Below are 18,724 nucleotides of genomic sequence, written 5' to 3' on the forward strand. Positions count from 1 at the left end.
CAGGTCAACACGGCTCCCTGCCGGCAAACCGACGGTGAGCGGGTACTGGTTCAACCGGCGTATCGATGGTGTTGCGCGGAGGGATCAAGCCTGACCGCCCGGAGCGGGTCGGGCTCCGGCGACAACCCGGAGAGCAACCAGCAACGACTCAGAGCACGAGGCGGGCCTTCTGCCAGGCCTCCTGCTCCTCTTCGGTGCCGACCTTGCCGTACATGCCGGCCGTCAGCAGGACCAGGCTGACCACCATCAGCACGATGACGGTGATGATGCTGAGGTTGAAGATGTTGGCCTCGGTCTGGAGGAAGGCGAGACCGGCGAGGCTGATCACCATGATGGCGTACGCCAGCCACTGGTTGATCATGACGTCGATGTTGCGACCGATCACGGTGCCGGCCAGCACCGCCGCCCCGAGCAGGGCGACGAGCAGCGAGAAGCCGAGGTTCGTGCCCTGGCCGAGGACCTGGGTGTCATCCTGGGCGAGGACCTCGTTGCCGGCGCTCGCGATGATGCCGAGCACGCCGAAGGCCACCAGGTACAGACCGGTCAGCCCGCCGATCGCCCGGTAGACCGGCCGCGCGGGGTGGTTGACGGGGGTGTGGGCCATGTCTGTGTCTCCAACGCCGTTCGGGTGAGGGGTCGCGGACGATTGTCCCGCACGTGGCGGTGTGACGCCGCACACGGGGGTCCTCCCACGTGCGACGCCACGACGAGGCCCGCTCAGATCGCCGGGATCTCGTCCGCCAGGGCCAGCCAGGTCTCCTCGGTCCGCTCCCGCTCGGCCCGCAGCTCCTTGAGTTGCGCGTCGAGTTCCGCGACCTTGGCGTAGTCGGTGGCGTGCGCGGCGAGCTGGTCGAGCAGGGCGGCCTCCTTCTGCTCCAGCTTGGCGATCTGCCGTTCCAGCCGGGCCAGTTCCTTGCGGGCCTGGCGCGCCTCGGCGGCGGACATGCCGACCTCGGCCGGCGCGTCGGTGCTGACCGCGGCGGCCGGCTCGGTCGGGACCGGTCCGGGTCGGCCGGCGGCCCGGGCGAGGTACTCGTCGACGCCGCCGGGCAGGTGCACCAGCCGCCCGTCGCCGAACATCCCGTACGCGACGTCCGTGACCCGCTCGATGAGGTAGCGGTCGTGGCTGGCCACGACGATGGTGCCGGGCCAGGAGTCGAGCAGGTCCTCCAACGCGGCGAGGGTGTCGGTGTCGAGGTCGTTGGTGGGCTCGTCGAACAGGAGCACGTTGGGCTCCCCGGCGAGCAGCCGGAGCATCTGCAACCGGCGGCGCTCGCCGCCGGAGAGGTCGCTGACCGGGGTCCAGAGCCGCCGGTCGTCGAAGCCGAACACCTCGGCGAGCTGGGCGGCGGAGACCTCCCGGTCGCCGAGCTGCACCCGGCGGGCGACCTCCTCGACGGCTTCGAGGACCCGCAGGTGACCGGGCAGCTCGGCCAACTCCTGGGAGAGGAAGGCCGGCCGGACGGTCGAGCCGGTGGCGAGGCGCCCGCCGTCGGGGCGGGTGACGCCGGCCAGCATCCGCAGCAGGGTGGTCTTGCCGGCGCCGTTGCGGCCGAGGATCGCGATGCGGTCGCCGGGGCCGACCTGCCAGGTGACGTCGTGCAGGATCTCCTTCGGGCCGGCGTGCAGGGTCACCTGCTCCAGGTCGTACACCTGCTTGCCGAGCCGGGCGGTGGCGAGCCGTTGCAGCGACATGGTGTCGCGCGGCGGCGGGACGTCGGCGATGAGCGCGTTGGCCGCGTCGATGCGGAACCGTGGCTTGGAGGTGCGGGCGGGCGGGCCGCGGCGCAGCCAGGCGATCTCCTTGCGGAGCAGGTTCTGCCGGCGGGCCTCGGTGGCCGCGGCGACCCGCTCGCGCTCCGCGCGGGCGAGGGTCCAGGCGGCGAAGCCGCCCTCGTACGCCCGGACGGTCTGGTCGGCGACCTCCCAGGTGGTGGTGCAGACGGCGTCGAGGAACCACCGGTCGTGGGTGACCACGACGAGCGCGCCCTTGCGGCCGACGAGGTGGCGGGCCAGCCAGTCGACGCCGCCGACGTCGAGGTGGTTGGTGGGCTCGTCGAGGATGAGCAGGTCGGACTCGCGGACCAGCAGCGCGGCCAGGGCCACGCGCCGCCGCTCGCCGCCGGACATCGGGCCGACCGGCTGGTCGAGCCCGAGATGGGGCATGCCGAGGCCGTCGAGGATGGCGCGGACGCCGGCGTCGCCGGCCCACTCGTGCTCGGCGCCCATGCTCTCGCCGAGCCAGGCCGTGCCGAGCACCACGTCCCGGACGGTGGCGTCGGGGGCGAGCGTCAGGCTCTGCGGCAGCCACGCGACCCGCAGGTCACGGCGGTGGGTGACCCGCCCGTCGTCCGGTTCCTCCTGTTTGGTGAGCAGCCGCAGCAGGGTGGACTTGCCGGCGCCGTTGAGGCCGACCACGCCGATCCGGTCGGCGTCGTCGAGGCCGAGCGAGACGTCGGTGAGCAGTGGCCCGGCGGCGCCGTAGCCCTTGGACACCCGGTCCAGGTTGACGATGTTGGCCACGACCTCACCTCCCATGATCAAGGCGTCCCCATGCCGGTCGGCACCTGGGACGCCTGAGCCTCCCAGGGTACGCGGGCGCCGGGGCCCGCCCCGGCCGGAGCCGCCCCCGCCGCGGGTCAACCAGCGGGGCGGCCGGCTTGTTCCAGGTCAGCGGGCGCCGGAGCGTCGGCGGTCAGATGATGCGGGCGCCGGCGACCGGGCCGTGGGCGGTCCGTGCCTCGCGGCACACCCCGGCCGACGCCATCTCGGCGGCGATCCGCTCGGCGTCGGCGGCGTCCACCGCGAGGAAGACGCAGGTCGGCCCCGAGCCGGAGACGATGCCGGCGAGCGCGCCGGCCGCCTCGCCGGCCTTCAGCGTCGCCGCCAGCGACGGGCGCATGGCCAGGGCGGCGTCCTGGAGGTCGTTGCCGAGGGTCGCGGCGAGCACCCGCGGGTCCCGCTGGCGCAGCGCCGCGAGCAGCGCGTCGGTGCTGCCCAGCGGCGCACCGGCGGTGCCGGCGTCGCGGAGCCGGTCCAGTTCGCGGTAGGCGGCCGGGGTGGAGAGGCCACCGTCGGCGACGGCGACCACCCAGTGCCAGGACGTGGGGCGGGCCAGCACGGGGCTGACCGCCTCTCCCCGGCCGGTGCCGAGCGCCGTGCCGCCGTGGATCAGGAACGGCACGTCGGAGCCCAGGTCGGCGGCGATCCCGGCCAGCTCGTCGCGGGACAGCCCGGTGCCCCAGAGCGCGTCGCAGGCGACCAGTGCGGCGGCGGCGTCGGCGCTGCCCCCGGCCAGCCCGCCGGCCAGCGGGATCTGCTTGCGCAGGTGCAGCCGGGCGTGCGGCGTCACCCCGGCGTACCCGGCGAGGGCGCGGGCCGCCCGGATGACCAGGTTGGAGTCGTCCAGGGCCAGCTCGCCGGCGCCCTCGCCCTCCATGGTGAGGGTGAGCGTGTCGCCCCGGCGGGCGGTCAGCTCGTCGTGGATGGAGATGGCGTGGTAGACGGTGTTCAGCTCGTGGTAGCCGTCCCGGCGCAGCGGCCCCACCCCGAGGTGCAGGTTGACCTTGGCGGGCACCCGGACCCGCACCGGTCCGCTGGCGCCGCGCCGCCGCTGCTCGTCCTCGTCGTCCGGTCCCCAGGCCTCGGTCACGGGGCGGTGTCCCGCAGGCGCAGGCGGATGTCGAACGGCTTCTCCACGATCAGCTCCTCGGCGGCGTCGGCGGCCGGCACGCACCGGCCGTCGACCAGGTCGTACGCGTACACGTGCGGATGGCCCGGGGCGGGCACGGCGTCAGCCTACTGTGCGGCGGACGGGGCGGCCGGGGCCGACGCGGCGATGGCGGCGAACTGCTCGACGGAGAGTGACTCGCCGCGCGCGCCGGGGTCGACGCCGGCGGCGACGAGCGCGGCGGCGGCCCGGTCCGCGCCGCCGGCCCAGCCGGCCAGCGCGGCGCGCAGGGTCTTGCGGCGCTGCGCGAACGCCGCGTCCACCACGGCGAAGACCCGTTCCCGGGGTACGTCGTCGCGGGGCGGCTCGCGGCGGGTGAAGGCGACCAGTCCGGAGTCGACGTTCGGCACCGGCCAGAACACGTTCGGCGGCACCTTCCCGGCGGCGCGGGCGTGCGAGTACCAGGCGAGCTTGACCGACGGGACGCCGTACACCTTGGAGCCGGGACCGGCGACGAGCCGGTCGGCGACCTCCTTCTGCACCATCACCAGGCCGTGCCGCAGGCTGGGCAGCTCGGCGAGCAGGTGCAGCACCACCGGCACGGCCACGTTGTAGGGCAGGTTCGCCACCAGCGCGGTCGGCGCCGGGTCGGCCAGGTCGGCGGCGCGTACGCGCAGCGCGTCGGCGTGGTGCACGGTGAGCCGGGCGGCGTCCGGGCCGGCGTGCCGGGCGGCGGTCTCCGGCAGCGCGCCGGCCAGCGTCGGGTCGATCTCCACGGCGTGCACGTGGGCGGCGGCGGGGAGCAGGGCCAGGGTGAGCGAGCCGAGGCCGGGGCCGACCTCCAGCGCCACGTCGTCCGGGGTCAGCCCGGCGGCGGTGACGATGCGCCGCACCGTGTTGGGGTCGTGCACGAAGTTCTGGCCGAGCCTCTTGGTGGGGGCGACACCCAGCCGGGCGGCCAGTTCCCGGATCTCCGCCGGGCCGAGGAGACCGGTCACGCCCCGTAGCCTATGCGGGCCGCTGCGGCCGTGCGGAGGGGGCCCGTGGCGGGGGGCCTGCCGGTCACCACGGGCCGAAGACGCGGTCGCCGGTGGCGGAGATGGCGGCGCAGAGGTCGTCCAGGTCCGCGCCGGTCGTCTCGGCCAGCGCCCGGACCGTCAGCGGGATCAGGTACGACGCGTTGGGCCGGCCGCGGTGCGGCATCGGGGTCAGGTACGGCGCGTCGGTCTCCACCAGGATCTGGTCGAGCGGGGTCAGCGCGGCGGCCTCGCGCAGCGCGCCGGCGCTGCCGAAGGTGACGGTGCCGGCGAAGCTGAGCAGGTAACCGCGGCGCACGCACTCGGCGGCGAAGTCGGCGTCGCCGGAGAAGCAGTGCAGCACCACGGTGTCGGGCGCGCCCTCGTCGTCGAGGATCCGCAGCACGTCGGCGTGCGCGTCCCGGTCGTGGATGACCAGCGCCTTGCCGTACCGCTTGGCGATGGCGATGTGCGCGCGGAAGCTCTCCTCCTGCACGACCCGCCCCTCCTCCCCGGTGCGGAAGAAGTCCATCCCGGTCTCGCCGATGCCGCGTACCCGGTCGCGGGCGGCGAGCGCCTCGATCTCGCGCAGCGCCTCGTCGAGGTCGGCCAGGCGGGGCGCCTCGTTCGGGTGCAGCGCCACGGTGGCCAGCACGGCCGGGTGGGCGTCGGCGGCGTCGGCGCCCCAACGGGACGACGCCACGTCCACCCCGACCTGCACCAGCCGGTCGACGCCCACGGAGGCGGCGACGGCGACGACCGCGGCGACGGGGTCCGCGGCGGGGCCGCCGCTGGCGTCGGCAGCTACCCGCGCCCCCGGCTCGCCCGGCGCTGCCTGTGGGGGCACGCCGGCCTCGCTGACGGTGATGTCGAGGTGGGTGTGGCTGTCCAGCACGGGGCGGGGCAGCGGCTCGGGGGCGGGCGGGAACTCCCCGGCCCGGCGGGCGGCGCGCTGCTTGCGGGTTTCGGTGGGCTCGCTCATCGCAGGCCAGCATCACACACCGTCGGCGGCCCGCGTCGCGGGGACGCCACCGGCCGTTCACCGACTCGGCACATGTCGGGCCTAGCGTCAGCGGGGTGACCGTCACCCCTCAGACCAGCGGAAACGGCCTCAGCGTCACCTACGAGGGCGCGGTGTACCCGGCGGAGGAGATCGCCCGGGGCGCGGCGTACGAGTTGTCCAGCGCGGCCGAGGCGCCCGGCTTCGAGTGGTCCCGGCCCGGCACGCCCCGGCCGTGGCGCAGGTTCGTGCACGCCACCGAGGTCAGCGACGTGTATCCGGCGACGGAGCCGGCCGAGGAGCCGGAGGCGCCGCTGCTGGTGCCGCTGCACCGGGAGCGGGGCTGGTCGTACGTGCAGCAGCTCAGCCAGCAGCCGACGGCGGCCGGCGACCCGACGCTGGCGGCGGTGCGCGCCTCGGCGGTGGTCCGGCGCGGCACCCGGATGGTGAAGGTGCTCTCCGCCCGGCAGCTCGCCGGGTACGTGCGCGGGTGGCTGCCGCACGGCTTCTGTTACCGGGAGCACGACGTGGCGCACCTGCGTACCCCGGGGGCGACGACGGTGCTGCGCACCGACGGCTCGGACGCCCGGGACGGCGCGGACGTGACGTACGCGCTGCGCTGGCGGGCCGCCGACCCGGCCGACTACGACGTGCCGGTCGGCGAGGCGCACCGCGGCCTGACGGCGCTGGCGCCCCGCGACCGGCTCGGCGCGGCGGTCCTCGGCACGGGGTTCGTGCCGAGCAGCGGCCAACTCGTCCCGGAGTTCGTCACGCGGGACTTCGCGGACCTGCCGATGCCGGCGAACGCCACCCTGCTCGCCTACCCGGCCGACGGCGTGGAGGTGGTGCTCTACAGCTACCAGGCCGAGCAGCGCGGCTGGCTGCGGATGGCCGGCCCGCAGTGGCGGCACCTGCTCGCGGCGGTGCCGGGGCTCTCCCCCGACCAGGAGTACGTGCCGACTGGCGAGGCGCCCCGCTCCACCCGGCTGGTCGGCGGCTACGCCGGCGGCGACTACGAGGCGGTGGCCGACCTGCCCGGCGGGTTCCGGGTGCTGGCGATGACCCGCGCCGCCCGGTACCCGGTCGAGTGGGCGGCCCGCCGGCTGCGGCTGGCCGACTGGCGGGGCGTGCCCTGCCTGGTGCTGCGGGAGGAGACCGGCTGGCTCCGCCTGCGGCTGCGCCGACCGGATCCGGACGCGGTGGCGGAGACCGGGGCGCAGTGCCAGGAGCGGGGCGTCTACGAGGCGTGGGCGCCGGCCGCCGAGGTCACCGAGGACCGGGTGGTGGACCTGCCGTACCGGCTCTGACCCGGCCCGTGCCGGATCTCGCCGGCATAACCGGGGACGGGGTGGGAACCCGCACGCGTCCGGCCGTCACGTGACCAGGAGACGCGCATGCCTTTCATCACCGTGGGGACGGAGAACTCCGCCCCCATCGACCTGTACTACGAGGACCACGGCTCCGGTCAGCCGATCGTGCTGATCCACGGCTTCCCGTTCAACGGGGCGACCTGGGAGAAGCAGACCGGGCCGCTGCTGGCCGCCGGGTACCGAACGATCACGTACGACCGGCGGGGTTTCGGCGCTTCGGCCCAACCGGCGTTCGGGTACGACTACGACACGTTCGCCGCCGACCTCGACGTGCTGATGAGCGAGCTGGACCTGCGCGACGCGATCCTGGTCGGCCACTCGATGGGCACCGGCGAGGTGACCCGCTACCTGGGCGTGTACGGCTCGCAGCGGGTCGACCGGGCGGTGCTGCTGGCCCCGCTCGCGCCGTTCCTGTTGAAGACCTCGGACAACCCGGAGGGGGTCGAGAAGAGCCTCTTCCAGGGCTTCCAGCAGGCCATCCTCGACGACCGCTTCGCCTACCTCACCACCTTCTGCGAGGCGTTCTTCAACTACCAGGAGAACAGGGGCAAGCTGGTCAGCGAGGAGGCGTTCCGGGCGCACTGGGAGATCGGCGCCCGGGCCTCGGCGAAGGGCACCCACGACAGCGTGGACGCCTGGCAGACCGACTTCCGGGGCGACGTGTCCCGCATCGACGTGCCGGTGCTGATCGTGCAGGGCGACTCCGACGCGGTGCTGCCATACCCGAAGACCGGGCAGCGGCTGCAACCGCTGCTGGCCGGCAGCCAGTTGGTCACCCTGAAGGGCGCGCCGCACGGCATTCCGTGGACGAACGCGCCCGAGGTGAACCGCAGCATCATGGACTTCATCGGCGCGCCGGCGATGGCGCGGGCCTGACCGCCCGGCCGGGGCGCGGCCGCACGGCCTGGCGCGGCGACGACGGGCGCGACCCCCTCGGGGGCCGCGCCCGTCGGCACGCGCGGGATCAGCCGGCCAGGCGGGCCAGCTCCTCGTCGACGATCGACGGGTCGAGCTTGCGGAAGACCGGCTTCGGTGCGGCCAACGCCCGGCCCACCTCCAGGGGCACGGACTCCCAGCGCGCGCCGACCGAGTAGTCACCGGTCAGCACCGGGTACGCGGGCCCGCCGTCGAGGTCGTCGACCTCCTCGATGACCGGCATCGGGGCGTGCACGCCGGTGCCGCCGAGCAGTTCGTGCACCTTCTGCGCGGAGTGCGGCAGGAACGGGGTGAGCAGCGTGTTGGCGTCGCTGACCACCTGGAGGGCGACGTGCAGGATGGTGCCCATCCGGGGCTTGTCGGCCTCGCCCTTGAGCTTCCACGGGGCCTGCTCGGAGAGGTACTTGTTGGCCTCGGCGACCACCCGCATCGCCTCGCCGATGGCCTGCTTCTGCCGGTGCCGGGCGATCAGGTCACCGACCGTCGCGAAGCCGGCCCGGGCGACCGCGAGCAACGCCTCGTCGGCCTCGGTGAGCCCGGCCGGGTCGACGGGCGGAATCGCGCCGAAGTTCTTCGCCGCCATCGAGATGGAGCGGTTGACCAGGTTGCCCCAGCCGGCGACCAGCTCGTCGTTGTTGCGGCGGAGGAATTCGGCCCAGGTGAAGTCGGTGTCGTTGCTCTCCGGGCCGGCGGCGGCGATGAAGTAGCGCAGCGCGTCGGCGTCGTACCGCTCCAGGAAGTCCCGGACGTAGATGACGACCCGCCGGGAGGAGGAGAACTTGCGCCCCTCCATGGTCAGGTATTCGCTGGAGACCACCTCGGTGGGCAGGCTGAGCCGGCCCAGCTCGCCCGGCTGGCCGTCGCGGTCACCCTCGCCCGAGTAGCCGGAGAGCAGCGCCGGCCAGATCACCGAGTGGAAGACGATGTTGTCCTTGCCCATGAAGTAGTAGGCGCGGGCGTCCTTGCCCTCGGCGTCGGCGGACCACCACCTGCGCCACGCCTCCGGGTCGCCGGAGCGGCGGGCCCACTCGATCGAGGCGGAGAGGTAGCCGATCACCGCGTCGAACCAGACGTAGATGCGCTTGTCGGGGCGGTCCCGCCAGCCGTCGAGCGGGATCGGCACGCCCCACTCCAGGTCCCGGGTGATGGCCCGGGGCTGGAGGTCGTCGAGCAGGTTCCGCGAGAAGCGCAGCACGTTGGGCCGCCAGCCCTCGCGGGTGTCCAGCCACTGCCGCAGCACCTCGGCCAGGGCGGGCAGGTCCAGGAAGAAGTGCTCGGTCTCGACGAACTTCGGGGTCTCCCCGTTGATCCGCGACTTCGGGTCGATCAGGTCGATCGGGTCGAGCTGGTTGCCGCAGTTGTCGCACTGGTCGCCGCGGGCGCTGTCGTAGCCGCAGATCGGGCAGGTGCCCTCGATGTAGCGGTCGGGCAGGGTCCGGCCGGTGGACGGGGAGATCGCGCCCATGGTGGTCTTCGGGACGATGTAGCCGTTGCGGTACATCCCCTCGAACAGCTCCTGCACCACCGCGTAGTGGTTGCGGGTGGTGGTGCGGGTGAACAGGTCGTAGGAGAGCCCGAGGCCGTGCAGGTCCTCGACGATCACCCGGTTGTAGCGGTCGGCCAGCTCGCGCGGGGTGACGCCGTCGGCGTCCGCCTGCACCTGGATGGGGGTGCCGTGCTCGTCGGTGCCCGACACCATGAGCACGTCGTGGCCGGCCATCCGCATGTACCGGCTGAAGACGTCGGAGGGAACGCCGAAACCGGAGACGTGGCCGATGTGGCGCGGGCCGTTGGCGTACGGCCAGGCAACCGCCGCGAGAACGTGACTCATGACCAGCAAGCCTAGTGACCCGCTTCGGGTGACCGCGAATCAATAGGGCTCGCGGGTCGGCGGACCGGCCGGATCGGGTCGGCCATTTGTCCGATTTGTCGTCGACACGCGGCCTGAGCTGCCCGTTCGTGTGCGGGTGACGGGGTGCAATGAACGTCGTGACTCGCAGACGAGTGGCCCGGGATCACGACGACCGCCCCTCCGGCCCGCCGGACGGCGGTGCGGCCGGTGCGTCGCGCGGCACCGTCGCGCCGCATCCGCGGGTGGTCCCGCCCGCCGCGCCGCCGGAGCCGCCCGCCGGGTCCGCCCGGCCGCCCACCGGGGCGCCCGCCGACCCCACCGGGGCGCCCGCCGAACCGGCCGAGGCCGCCGAGGTCGAGCCCACGACCGGGGCGCCGGTCGACGCCGTGCCGCGCCGGGTCCCGGTCCGCCAGCCCCACCACGCCCGCCGGGGACGTCCCGCCGGCGGGCGTACGCCGGACGGCGACGACCCCGGCGGCACGCCCGACGGCGACGACGGCGCGTACTGGCCGCCGATCGAGCAGGTGCACTGGGACGGCACGCCGATCAGAGAGGAGCCGCCGCACGAACGGCAGCGGTCGTCCCGGGACGGGGACCGGCAGGCCCGGCGCGCCCCGCGCCCGCCCGATCCGCTGCCGGGGCTGGCCGTGCTGCTGGCGTTGAGCCTGGTCGCGGCCTTCTTCGCCTGGGTCAGCGCGGGGCCGTTCTGGCTGGCGGTGGGGCACGCCACGCGGGGCACGGCGGTGATCGTCGACTGCACCGGGGGCGGGCTCGCCCAGCGCTGCCGGGGCAACTTCGCCCCCGCCGACGAGCGGTGGATCGCGCACGGCGTACGGGTCAGCGGGGTGGCCGCGGAACGGACCGCGACCGGCGCGACCCTGCCGGCCCGGATGACCGGCCCGGACGGCGGCACCGCGTACGCGGACGCCGGGGCGGCCGGGCACCTGCGCTGGCTGCTCGGCCTGCTGGTGGTGCTGGGCTGCTGCGCCGGGATCGCCAGGTGGACCGGGGCCACCCGGCTCGCCGACCCCCGGACCCGCCGCTGGGCGGTCACCGGCGCCGTGGCCGGCCCGCTGGTGATCAGCCTCGGCTTCCTCGTCGCCGCCTGGTGAGTCGCCCCGCGCGTCAGGCGTGCACGACGCCGTAGACGTCGCGCCGGCGCAGGCCGTAATCCGTGGCGACCTCGGTGATCGCGTCCCGCCGGGACAGGCCGGCGGCCTCCCGGGCGGCGACGGCGGACCGCAGAGTGTCGTCGTCGGGGCGTTCCGGGGCCCTCTCGGGCGCGCCCGCCACCACGAGGGTGATCTCGCCGCGCGGCTCCCCCGCGGCGGCCCAGTCGGCCAGCTCGCCGAGCGGGCGGCGGACGATCTCCTCGTACGTCTTGGTCAGCTCGCGGCACAGCGCGGCGGGCCGGTCGGCGCCGAACGCGGCGGCCAGGTCGGCGAGCGCGCCGGCGATCCGGTGCGGCGCCTCGAAGAAGACCAGCGTCCGTTCCTCGGCGGCGAGCGCCCGCAGCCGGGACCGGCGGGCGCCGGGGGTGCGCGGCAGGAAGCCCTCGAAGCAGAACCGGTCGCAGGGCAGCCCGGACAGCGCCAGCGCGGTGGTGACGGCGCTCGGGCCGGGCGCGGCGGTGACCGGCACGCCGGCGTCCAGGGCGGCCCGCACCAGCCGGTAGCCGGGGTCGGAGACGCTCGGCATGCCGCCGTCGGTGACCAGGGCGACCACGTAGCCGGCGGTCAACACGTCGGCCAGCTCGGGGGTGCGCCGCTCCTCGTTGCCCTCGAAGTAGGAGACGATCCGGCCCGCCACGGTGACGTCCAGGTCGCGGGCCAGGCGGGTGAGCCGGCGGGTGTCCTCGGCGGCCACCACGTCGGCGGTGGCGAGCACCTCGCGGAAGCGGGCCGAGGCGTCGGCCGGGTTGCCGAGCGGCGCGCCGAGGAGGATCAGGCGCCCGGTGTCGGACATTTCACCCACGGGAACGGCTCCTTCATCGACAGGGGTGCCGGTATCGGAGGCGACGGGCGCCACCGGGCACCTTGGCAGCCTACGATCGCCGGGTGACGAGTGCGTCGACAGCACAGAGCGCGGACCAGGCGGGACCCGATCCCACGGCGGGGGCGCCGGCGGAAGGATCGTCCCCGGCTCCCGGCGGCGGCGTTCCCGGCATCGTCCGGCGCCGGCTGGCGACCGTGGAGGCCCGGCTGGACGGGCGCTCCTGGCTGGCCACCGGCGTGGTCGTCGCGATCGCGGCGATCCTGCGGTTCGTCGGCCTGAGCCATCCGCCCGGGAAGATCTTCGACGAGATCTACTACGCCCGTGAGGGCTGGGCCCTGGTCGACAAGGGCGTCGAGTGGAACTACCAGGACAACGGCCCCTCGTACGTGGTCCACCCGCCGCTCGGCAAGTGGCTGATCGGGCTCGGCGAGTGGGCCTTCGGCTACTCGGACGCCGAGCACGGCATCTCCGTGCCGGGGCACCTGATGACCACCGCCCCGGAGTTCGGCTGGCGGTTCTCGGCGGCGGTCGTCGGCACCCTGTCGGTGCTGATGCTGGTCCGCATCGGCCGGCGGATGTTCCGCTCGACCGCGCTCGGCTGCGCGGCCGGCCTGCTGCTCGCGCTGGACGGCTTCCACCTGGTGCTGTCCCGCACGGCGCTGCTCGACATCTTCCTGCTGTTCTTCGTGCTGGCCACGTTCGGCGCCCTGGTGCTGGACCGGGACGCCCGGCGCCGCCGGTGGGCCCGGGCACTGGAGGCGGGCCTCGACCCGGGCCGGCCGGGGCGGGTCGGGCGGCCGGCGGGCGGCTGGCGGAGCTGGCCGTGGTGGCGGCTGGCCGCCGGGGTGCTGTTCGGCTGTGCCTGCGCGGTGAAGTGGAGCGCGCTCTACTTCCTGCCCGTGTTCGCGCTGCTGGTGATCCTCTGGGAGGTCGGGGTCCGCCGCTCCGCGGGCGCCCGCCGGCCGTGGCGGGACACCGTCCTCGACGAGCTGCCCTGGCTGGTGCTGGCCGGGGTGCTGATGGTGGTCACCTACGTCGCCACCTGGTCCGGCTGGCTGCTCGGCGACGACGGCTACTACCGGCTCGCGGAGCGGTACCCGAACGCGCCGCTGAGCGACACCCCGGTCATCGGCGCGCTGCACAACCTCGTCGAGTACCACAAGGCGGCGTACGGCTTCCACACCGGCCTGGACGACCCGCACAAGTACCAGTCGTGGCCGTGGCAGTGGCTGCTGCTGGGCCGGCCGGTCGCCTTCTACTGGTCGGGCAACGGGCCCTGCGGCGCGCCGAGCTGCGCCTCGGAGGTCCTGCTGCTCGGCACGCCCCTGCTCTGGTGGTCGTTCCTGCCCGCCCTGGTGGCGCTGGCGTGGCTGGGCCTGGCCCGGCGGGACTGGCGGGCCGGCGCGATCCTGCTCGTCGTGGCGGCCGGCATGCTGCCCTGGTTCTGGTTCGCGCTGGACGGCCGGACGATGTTCTCCTTCTACACCGCGCCGGTGCTGCCGTTCCTGGTGCTGGCGGTGGTCTACGTGCTCGGCGCGATCGTCACCCCCGCCGGCCCGCCCGGGGGCGGCACCGTCGCGCCGCTCGACGCCGGCCAGGACCGCCGGCTCGTGGGCGGGGTGATCGCCGGGGCGTACGTCCTGTTGGTCGCGCTCTGCTTCGCGTACTTCCATCCGATCTTCGTCGGCAAGCTGCTCCCGTACGCCGAGTGGTCGGCGCGGATGTGGCTGGACGGCCGCTGGATCTGACCGACGGCGCGCGACCCGCCGCGGCTCCGGGGCCACCCGGGGCACGGCGGGCGCACGGGAAACGGGCCCGCACGCGTGGCGTGCGGGCCCGTCGACGTAGAAGCGCGCCCCGATCGCCTGCCACGGGGGAAGCGGGCGATTGGGGCGCGCATGAAGAGCTTAGCCACCCCACACCACTGGCACAACGGGTCGACTTCGGTCAGATTTCCGACCTACGCGACACCGAACAGATGGTTTACATCCGGCATCTTACGGTCCGTCATCCTGCGCAAACGGTGCGGATCGACGGCCACCGCAGGCCGGCAGCCGACCGAACTTCCCGGTCGGCCACCCCCTGACCCACGCGCGGTTCCTGCCTCGTCGTTCCATATTCGACCGCCTGCGCCGATCGTCATCGACGTCGCCCGACAGGCCGTTCATCCGGATGTTCACCTTCTGGAGACCGGGCGTCACGCAACAACGCATAACCCGACATAAACCTCCAATTGCCTCCCTACTCTCGTCGGAGTGGTCGTCTACATTCACGACGGTGGGTCGCCCGCCGTCCTCAAGGGACTTTCCGTCGCCGCCCGCTCCGTCGCCGCACTGGCCCTCGTCGACGCCGCCGGGCGGCGGCATCGACCGGCACGGCGCAGCGGCGTCCACGCCGCGGCAGGTCCCCTGACGCACCTCCCGGTCGTCGCGACCACTGTCCGGTCGGGACCGGCGCTCCCGACCCGCGGCCCTCGGGACGTCGACGCCCGCCCCGTCGGCGCGACCGATCAGCCCCGGCCGGTAGCAGGCACCGGCTGATCCCGGCGACGGTCGGCGGTTCGGCCGACAACCGTCACGACGATGTGCCATTTCCGTGACGCCTAGCGGGCTTCACGGCGATCTCGGTGTCCATCGCACCTGCCCTGCGGGTGGCTTCTGTCGGGCATCCCTGCCACCGGTCCGGTGACGACGGGGGTCCGCACAGGCGTCCGCCGCACGGCACCGGTTGCTTGCTCGTAATCGACGCAGGAGGTTTGCGGTTCCGTGGAACAGGTAGGTCTCACCGGTACGCCCACGTCTCCCCCGGTGCCGGAGCGTCTTCCGGACGCGGAGGCGCACGTCGCGGTCGGCTCGCTGGTCGTCGATGCCGTACGGGGGCCGTGGGACGAGGGCGGCGTCAGGCGCACGCGACGCCTGCACCACGTGTTCGAGTCCGCGTGCGACCGGAACCCGTCGGCCATCGCGCTCGAGTGCGGCGGTGCGCGGTTGACCTACCGCGAGCTGGACGAACGCGCCAACCGGTTGGCCCACCACCTGCGCGCGCTGGGTGTCGGCGACGGCTCGCGGGTGGCCATCCTGCTGCGGCGCTCCGTCGAGACGTACGTGGCGTTGCTGGGCGTGGGGAAGGCCGGCGCGGCATTCGTGCCGATCGACCCCGAGTCCCCGGCCGACCGGGTCGCCTACATCGCCGAGGATTCCGCCGTCGACCTGGTGTTGACGTCCTCGGCGCTCGCCGACCGGGTGGGCGACCGGCCGGCCCTCGTCGTCGACGAGTGCGCTGCCGAACTCGCCGCCGCGCCCGGCGACCGGCCGGAACTCGGCGGCGACGGCAGCCGGGACCCCGGCGCCTACGTGATCTACACCTCCGGGTCGAGCGGTCGACCCAAGGGCGTCGACGTCGCGCAGTCGAGCATCTGCAACTTCCTGGACGTGGTGCCCGGCGTGTACGACGTGCGCCCGACGGACCGGGTCTACCAGGGCATGACGATCGCGTTCGACTTCGCGATCGAGGAGATCTGGCCGACGTGGTCGGTCGGTGCCACCCTGGTGGCCGGTCCGAACGACTCGCGCCGCCTCGGCGCGGAGCTGGCGGATTTCCTGGACGAGGCACGCATCACCGTCCTCTACTGCGTGCCCACCCTGCTGGCCACCGTTCCGCGCGACCTGCCCCGGATCCGCAACCTGCTCGTCGGCGGGGAGGCCTGCCCGGGGCAGCTGGTCGAGCGGTGGAGCCGGCCCGGCCGGCGAATCCTCAACACCTACGGGCCGACCGAGGCCACGGTCACCGCGACCTGGGGCGAGCTGCTCCCCGGGCGGCCGGTCACCATCGGGCGGCCCCTGCCGACCTACTCCGTGGTGCTGCTGGACGAGCGGCGGCAGCCGGTCGCCGACGGCGAGGTGGGTGAGATCTGCATCGGCGGCCCGGGGGTGGCGCGCGGGTACGTGGGGCGCCCGGACCTGACCGCCGACCGGTTCATCGCGCACGCCCTGGCGCCGCCCGACGGTCGGCTGTACCGCACCGGGGACCTCGGTCGGATCACCGCGGACGGCGAGATCGAGTACCTGGGCCGGGCGGACTCCGAGGTCAAGATCCGTGGCCATCGGGTGGACCTCGGTGAGATCGAGAGCGTGCTGCTGGAGGACCCGGGGGTGGCCGAGGCCGTGGCGGCGCTGGTCCCGGTCGCCGACGCCCCGGACGCCCCCCACGAGCTGGCCGCCTACCTCGTCGCGCACGACAGCGACGAGGACGGGCACGAGGAACTGGTCGCCCGGCTGTGCCAGACCCTGCAGACCCGGCTGCCCGGTTACATGGTGCCCTCCTTCCTGGACCTCGTCACCGCACTGCCGACCATGCCCAGCGGCAAGGTCGACCGGAAACGGCTGCCCCCGCCGAACCGCCGGCTCACCCTCGCCACCGGCCCCGTCGTGGCCGCCGAGGGCGAGCTGGAGGAGCAGGTACGCGCGGCGTGGGCGGAGGCGTTCGGCGTCGAGTCCGAGGCGCTGTCGGTCGAGGCGGACTTCTTCGCCGACCTCGGGGGGCACTCGTTGCTCGCGGCGCGGGTGGTGTCGCTGCTGCGCGCCCGCAAGGTCGGCGTGAGCCCGGCGGTCCGCGACCTGTACGCCCACCCGACCGTACGGGGCATGGCGGCTCATCTCGGCGCCGCCGATCGGACCGTCGCGCCCAGCGCTCCGCCCCGTACCGCCCCGGTGCGGCACAGCAGCCGGCGGATCGCGTTGGCCGGGTCCGGCCAGGCGGCGGTGATCTACCTGCTGCTGCTGGCGGTCACGCTCCCCGTCTCCTACGTCTACACCCGCAACGACGGTTTCGTGTCCGTCCGCGTCCTCGTGGAGCTGATGGTCGCGATCCTGCTCAGCTACCTCGGCGTGCGGTGGCTGCTGCCGGTTCTGCTGGCCCGGCCGTTGGCCGCGGGCATCCGGCCCGGCCGGTACCGCCTGTGGGGCCCCACCTACGTCCGGCTCTGGGCGCTGAACACGCTGCTGGCGGTCGGGCCGCTGCCCGTGCTCAGCGGTTCTCCGCTGATGGCGACCTACCTGCGGCTGCTCGGTGCCCGGATCGGCCGCCGGACCACGATCGCGACCGCCGCGATCAGCCTGCCGACCCTGATCTCCGTCGGGCGGGACGCCTCGGTCGGCTACGGAGTCTCGCTGCGGCCGTGGCGGGCGGAGGACGGCTGGGTCGTCGTCGGGCCGGTCACGATCGGGGCGGACGCCTTCGTCGGCGCGAACGCGGTCCTCGAGCCCGGCGCCTCGGTCGGGGCGAACGCCGGCCTCGGCGAACAGTCCGTCCTCGTGCACGGCGAGACGGTGCCGCCCGGGGAGCGTTGGGCGGGCTCGCCGCCGGCACCGACCCCCCGGCTGTCTCCCACCGCGGAATCGCTGCTCAGCTACCGCCGCCTGCGGCGTGGCTGGCGCGTGCACCACATCGCCGCCGCGCTGGTCGGCCTGGTCGGGCTGGAACTCATGGCGATCGCGATGGTCCTGCCCAGCGTGGCGCTGGTGTGGTGGGTGCTGCTGAACCGTGGTCTGCTCGCCGGCCTGGTCGCGACCCTACCGGCCGGGATCGTCTACGTGCTCACCGTCTGCGCGTTGGTCGCCGCCGGCAAGCGGCTCGTGCTGCCGCGGGCGCCGGTCGGCATCCACCATCGCGTCCACTCGATGCTCGGCGTGCGCAAGTGGATCACCGACAAGCTGCTCGAGTCCAGCCTCATGTTCACCAACTCGCTCTACGCGACCCTCTACACCGGGCCCTGGCTGCGGCTGCTCGGTGCCCGGGTCGGCCGCGGCGCCGAGGTCTCCACCGCCGCGCACCTGGACCCGGACCTGCTCGCCCTGGGATCGGAGAGCTTCGTCGCCGACATGGCCAGCCTCGGCGCCGCGACGTTCGCCAACGGCCGGATGGCGTTCCTGCCCACCACGGTCGGTGACCGAGCCTTCGTCGGCAACGCCGCGTTCGTACCGGCCGGCACGGTGCTGGGCGAGGGGTCCCTGATCGGCGTCGGCACGCTCCCGCCCGACGACGGCGTCCCGCAGGGCACGTCCTGGTTGGGTTCACCGGCGATGCACCTGCCGGCGCGCCAGAGCAGCGGCTCCTTCTCAGAGGAGGTGACGTACCGCCCGCCGCGCCCCGTGGTGGCCCGCCGGCTGTTCGTCGAGTTCTTCCGCGCGACCCTGCCCGCATCGGTGCTCGGCGCCAGCTTCTACCTCTACCTCCTGGCGCTGTCCCAACTCGCCAACGGTCGGGACCTGCTCGTGCCGGCGCTGGTGTCGCCCTTCGTCGCGATGACGTCGAGCGTCGCCGTGATCGCCTTCTGCGCGGCGACCAAGCGCAACGTCGTCGGCACCTACCGGCCCCGGGTGGAACCGCTGTGGAGCGGCTTCGTCCGGCGCACCGAGTTCGTCACCGGCCTCTACGAGGCCGCGGCGGTCCCCGCCGGCATCGGGCTCCTGGTCGGCACGCCGTTCCTGCCGCCGCTGCTGCGCTGGTTCGGGGTCCGCGTCGGCAGACGCACCTGGATCGGCACGACGTACCTCACCGAGTTCGACCTCGTCGAGATCGGCGACGACGCGACCGTGGGCACCGAGGTGTCGCTGCAGACCCACCTGTTCGAGGACCGGGTGATGAAGATGTCCGTCGTCACGGTCGGCGCCGGCGCCACGATCGGCACCCGCGCCATCGTGCTCTACGACGCGGTCGTCGGCGACGACGTCATGTTGGGCTCGCTCTCGCTGCTGATGAAGGGCGAACACCTGGTTCCCGGGACCCGATGGCGCGGGATCCCCGCCCAGGGCGTACTCACCCACGACACCACCGGCCAACGGGCGGCCTGATGCCGCGCGGTACGGCCGCGGCTCGCACCGCGCC

Annotated in this window: 13 protein-coding genes; 5 read left to right on the forward strand and 8 right to left on the reverse strand. The window is 74.2% G+C overall.

The features are described from left to right. Positions 1 to 148: 148 nt before the first annotated feature. From ABT006_RS00005 to ABT006_RS00030, 6 genes are all read right to left on the reverse strand, one after another. Positions 149 to 604 carry a DUF4383 domain-containing protein gene (locus ABT006_RS00005; RefSeq protein WP_350701388.1) on the reverse strand — a complete coding sequence of 152 codons (456 nt, stop codon included), beginning with the start codon at positions 602 to 604 and terminating at the stop codon, positions 149 to 151. Positions 605 to 717: 113 nt separating this feature from the next. After that, positions 718 to 2,523 (reverse strand): ABC-F family ATP-binding cassette domain-containing protein, encoded by a 1,806-nt coding sequence (locus ABT006_RS00010; protein ID WP_350701390.1) that lies wholly within the window; start codon positions 2,521 to 2,523, stop codon positions 718 to 720. A 172-nt stretch (positions 2,524 to 2,695) separates the two neighbouring features. Beyond that, complete coding sequence (locus ABT006_RS00015) at positions 2,696 to 3,652, reverse strand: 4-(cytidine 5'-diphospho)-2-C-methyl-D-erythritol kinase (RefSeq protein WP_350701392.1); 957 nt, start codon at positions 3,650 to 3,652, stop codon at positions 2,696 to 2,698. Further along, positions 3,649 to 3,789, reverse strand: coding sequence for a hypothetical protein (locus tag ABT006_RS00020; RefSeq protein ID WP_350701394.1), 141 nt, complete (start codon positions 3,787 to 3,789; stop codon positions 3,649 to 3,651). The genes ABT006_RS00015 and ABT006_RS00020 overlap by 4 nt, the downstream gene beginning before the upstream one ends. Positions 3,790 to 3,798: 9 nt before the next feature. Further along, the gene (gene rsmA, locus ABT006_RS00025) at positions 3,799 to 4,668 is read right to left on the reverse strand and encodes a 16S rRNA (adenine(1518)-N(6)/adenine(1519)-N(6))-dimethyltransferase RsmA (protein ID WP_350701396.1); all 870 of its coding nucleotides are present in this window, start codon (positions 4,666 to 4,668) and stop codon (positions 3,799 to 3,801) included. Positions 4,669 to 4,732: 64 nt separating this feature from the next. Then, entirely contained in the window at positions 4,733 to 5,668 is a 936-nt protein-coding gene (locus tag ABT006_RS00030) for a TatD family hydrolase (RefSeq protein WP_350701398.1), read from the reverse strand. A 95-nt stretch (positions 5,669 to 5,763) separates the two neighbouring features. Between ABT006_RS00030 and ABT006_RS00035 the strand changes: the two genes are divergently transcribed. After that, a complete protein-coding gene (locus tag ABT006_RS00035) occupies positions 5,764 to 6,993 on the forward strand; it encodes a hypothetical protein (protein WP_350701400.1) in 1,230 nt (409 codons plus the stop codon). Positions 6,994 to 7,080: 87 nt separating this feature from the next. Next, on the forward strand, positions 7,081 to 7,932 hold the full coding sequence (locus ABT006_RS00040) for an alpha/beta fold hydrolase (RefSeq protein WP_350701402.1): 852 nt from the start codon (positions 7,081 to 7,083) through the stop codon (positions 7,930 to 7,932). Positions 7,933 to 8,020: 88 nt separating this feature from the next. Here the strand turns inward: ABT006_RS00040 and metG are convergent, their stop codons facing one another. Next, on the reverse strand, positions 8,021 to 9,823 hold the full coding sequence (gene metG, locus ABT006_RS00045) for a methionine--tRNA ligase (RefSeq protein WP_350701404.1): 1,803 nt from the start codon (positions 9,821 to 9,823) through the stop codon (positions 8,021 to 8,023). 149 nt (positions 9,824 to 9,972) lie between these two features. Between metG and ABT006_RS00050 the strand changes: the two genes are divergently transcribed. Then, entirely contained in the window at positions 9,973 to 10,956 is a 984-nt protein-coding gene (locus ABT006_RS00050) for a hypothetical protein (protein WP_350701405.1), read from the forward strand. A 13-nt stretch (positions 10,957 to 10,969) separates the two neighbouring features. Here the strand turns inward: ABT006_RS00050 and rsmI are convergent, their stop codons facing one another. Continuing rightward, positions 10,970 to 11,809: a 16S rRNA (cytidine(1402)-2'-O)-methyltransferase gene (gene rsmI, locus ABT006_RS00055; RefSeq protein WP_502890840.1), complete on the reverse strand. Its 840-nt coding sequence runs from the start codon at positions 11,807 to 11,809 to the stop codon at positions 10,970 to 10,972. A 92-nt stretch (positions 11,810 to 11,901) separates the two neighbouring features. Here rsmI and ABT006_RS00060 point away from each other — a divergent pair, with 92 nt between their 5' ends. Then, positions 11,902 to 13,587, forward strand: a complete 1,686-nt coding sequence (locus ABT006_RS00060; RefSeq protein ID WP_350701409.1) for a dolichyl-phosphate-mannose--protein mannosyltransferase — start codon at positions 11,902 to 11,904, stop codon at positions 13,585 to 13,587. 1,017 nt (positions 13,588 to 14,604) lie between these two features. After that, a complete protein-coding gene (locus tag ABT006_RS00065; protein ID WP_350701411.1) occupies positions 14,605 to 18,690 on the forward strand; it encodes a Pls/PosA family non-ribosomal peptide synthetase in 4,086 nt (1,361 codons plus the stop codon). Positions 18,691 to 18,724 lie beyond the last annotated feature (34 nt).

The sequence above is a fragment of the Micromonospora sp. NPDC002717 genome (assembly GCF_040295705.1).
GTDB lineage: Bacteria > Actinomycetota > Actinomycetes > Mycobacteriales > Micromonosporaceae > Micromonospora.

What these genes read in the sequence shown, in the direction of transcription:
- metG (WP_350701404.1), bottom strand. Translation starts at nt 9,823, where the DNA reads ATGAGTCACGTTCTCGCGGCGGTTGCCTGGCCGTACGCCAACGGCCCG.
- ABT006_RS00040 (WP_350701402.1), top strand. Translation starts at nt 7,081, where the DNA reads ATGCCTTTCATCACCGTGGGGACGGAGAACTCCGCCCCCATCGACCTG.
- ABT006_RS00005 (WP_350701388.1), bottom strand. Translation starts at nt 604, where the DNA reads ATGGCCCACACCCCCGTCAACCACCCCGCGCGGCCGGTCTACCGGGCG.
- ABT006_RS00030 (WP_350701398.1), bottom strand. Translation starts at nt 5,668, where the DNA reads ATGAGCGAGCCCACCGAAACCCGCAAGCAGCGCGCCGCCCGCCGGGCC.
- rsmI (WP_502890840.1), bottom strand. Translation starts at nt 11,809, where the DNA reads ATGTCCGACACCGGGCGCCTGATCCTCCTCGGCGCGCCGCTCGGCAAC.
- ABT006_RS00050 (WP_350701405.1), top strand. Translation starts at nt 9,973, where the DNA reads ATGAACGTCGTGACTCGCAGACGAGTGGCCCGGGATCACGACGACCGC.